This window comes from Serratia sp. J2 (assembly GCF_046269175.1).
GTDB classification, from domain to species: domain Bacteria; phylum Pseudomonadota; class Gammaproteobacteria; order Enterobacterales; family Enterobacteriaceae; genus Chania; species Chania fonticola_C.
Window position 1 is genome coordinate 1 of record NZ_JBKABN010000078.1, and the last position, 2,463, is coordinate 2,463.

Consider the following 2,463-nt stretch of genomic DNA (forward strand, 5'->3'; position numbering starts at 1 on the left):
TAAGGAGTACAAGAAGGCCGAATCCAAGAAGAAGGCAACCCGAGGGCGTATCCAGTCCAACATCACGTTGCTGGATGAGGCCGAAGAGTGGCTGCCAGCCGCTACAGGTGGTGGGGAGCCTATGGGGGATGACTGAATAAATAGTTTTTCTTAAACAAACTGTCTGAACTGTCCGCCCTTAGAGTAAAAATGTAATAAATACATATAATTAAACAGGGCGGACAGTGGGCGGACAGTTGGTAGAAAGTGTCTGAACCGTCCGCCCTTAGGCGGGTAGTTTGGGCGGGTAGTGGCGGACAGTTTTGTACCAACTGTCTGACTGCTTAAATTTATGATTTATATTGATAAAATGGTAAGGGCGGACAGTACGGACAGTTTTATGGGTAAAAAACTTTTCTCTATGAAATGGGGGTAAAAAATGACACAGCCTAGCCAAAGAAGATCGGGCATTGAAATACTGGATATGCACCCTGCGCGTCAAGGTATCAGGGTGAAGATAGTCAACCGCAAAACAGAAGAGGTTGTCGCGGTACATGATGTGATCAGCTATGTCGATGTGAACTACTGGCATATCTTTAGCGATGAGCCAGTGAAACAAGTGCTTCCGTGTATTAAGGTGAATGGTGAGGCAATCCCATTAGACGTGCCAGCGGGCCATAAATTAGTAACCGAGTATATTTAACGAAGAAGGTGATATGGAAAGATTACTTGAAATTAAACGCCGTGTTGATGATATTTCTGAGGATTTGAATGTCATGTATCCACGGTATAAAGCAGATAAGGCTATTAGTGATAAAGTCACCGAGTTGAAAGAATATGCTCAGTCTGCACTGAAAGAAATTCAAGGGCAGCTTAAACGTGGTGAGTTAACTCCCTTTGAGAAACATTTTGTTGAACCCGCCATTTACGGCGCCTACATGAAAGGGATCGACAAAATCAGGAAAGGGGCCAAGCCGAGTGCCAGACTGACTGATTTAATTTACGAAACAGATAGCACTATCGGTTATTGGATATGTGAGATTGAGGCATTCCAGAAAAAAGAAGTGTAAATATTCTGTTCGTGATTGTTTATTGGTGTTCAGTACAAAAACACCCTGTTTACTATTTTATTTAGCTGTATATGTTGAGGGGTGACACTCCGACGGGAGCCGTCACTTAGCCGTTTAACACCCACCTTTCCGCACCGGAATTTTGTTAAACGGCTTAACCCTTTGAGCTGGTTTCCCGTCTGTATTCACACTATACGGAAACCGCTATGAAGAAATTGATTGAACTCCGCCAGAAGAAAGCCGAACTTGCCACCCAAATGCGCTCCCTGCTGACCAAAGCCGAAGAAGAGAAACGCAGCCTTACCACAGAAGAGGCTACCCAGTTCGACGAACTCCGCACCCAGACCGACGCCCTACTGGTTGATATTGGCCGCTATGAAACCCTGGCCGATGAAGAACGTGCTCAAGGTGGCAAGGCCAAGCCTGCTAAAGAAGGTGAGACCGTAACCAATGAAGAGTTGCGCCACTACATCATGACCGGCGAAACCCGCATGTTATCGACCACCGTCAATGAGAGCGGTGGCTATTCCGTTATCCCTGAGCTGGATACCGAGATCATGCGCATGTTGGCGGATGAAAGCGTCATGCGCCAGATCTGCACGGTGAAGACCACCAAATCCAACGAATACAAAAAACTCGTGTCCGTAGGCGGCGCGGCGGTAGGACGTGGCATCGAAGGTGAAGCCCGTACCGAAACCGCGACGCCTAAGCTGGAAGAGGTCAGCATCAAGCTGAACCCTATCTACGCTTACCCGAAAACCACTCAGGAAATCCTCGACTTTAGCGACGTGGATATTCTGGGCTGGCTGACCGAAGAGATCAGCGACACCTTTGCCGAAACCGAAGAAACCGACCTGGTGAACGGTGACGGGGCGAAAAAATCCAAAGGGTTCCTGGCCTATCCCCGCGCTGCTACAGGTGACCGCGCTCGCCCGTTCGGCACCTTGGAGAAAATGGTTTCCGCTGGCGCAACTCCCACCGCCGATGAGCTGATCGATCTGGTCTTCAAGCTGCGCCGCCGCTACCGCAAAAATGCCGTATGGGCGATGAACTCCAACACCGCCGCCATGCTGCAAAAGTTGAAGAACGGCAACGGGGATTACATCTGGCGCGACCGCCTGCAAGCCGGTGATCCGGATATGTTGCTGGGCCACCCGGTTCACTACCTGGAGAACATGCCAGACGCCGCTGCAGGCTTGCCAGTAATCGCTATGGGCGACTTCAAGCGCGGCTATTTCATCGTGGATCACGACACCGGTACCCGGACCCGCCCGGACAACATCACCGAGCCTGGCTTCTACAAGGTGCACACCGATAAGTACCTGGGCGGCGGGCTGATGGATTCCAACGCCATCAAGGTACTGGAAATCAAAAAGTAAGTATCAGCGGAGGGGCTACTGCCCCTTTTCTGTCA

3 protein-coding genes are annotated in these 2,463 nt (G+C 49.9%); all 3 read left to right on the forward strand.

Annotation, left to right across the window (positions count from 1 at the left end):
* Nucleotides 1-418 precede the first annotated feature (418 nt).
* Entirely contained in the window at nt 419-682 is a 264-nt protein-coding gene (locus tag ACKWMY_RS28030; protein ID WP_223536499.1) for a hypothetical protein, read from the forward strand.
* Between the two features lie 13 nt (nt 683-695).
* Nucleotides 696-1,049 carry a hypothetical protein gene (locus tag ACKWMY_RS28035; protein WP_223536497.1) on the forward strand — a complete coding sequence of 118 codons (354 nt, stop codon included), beginning with the start codon at nt 696-698 and terminating at the stop codon, nt 1,047-1,049.
* Between the two features lie 206 nt (nt 1,050-1,255).
* Nucleotides 1,256-2,428: a phage major capsid protein gene (locus tag ACKWMY_RS28040; RefSeq protein ID WP_409487526.1), complete on the forward strand. Its 1,173-nt coding sequence runs from the start codon at nt 1,256-1,258 to the stop codon at nt 2,426-2,428.
* Nucleotides 2,429-2,463 lie beyond the last annotated feature (35 nt).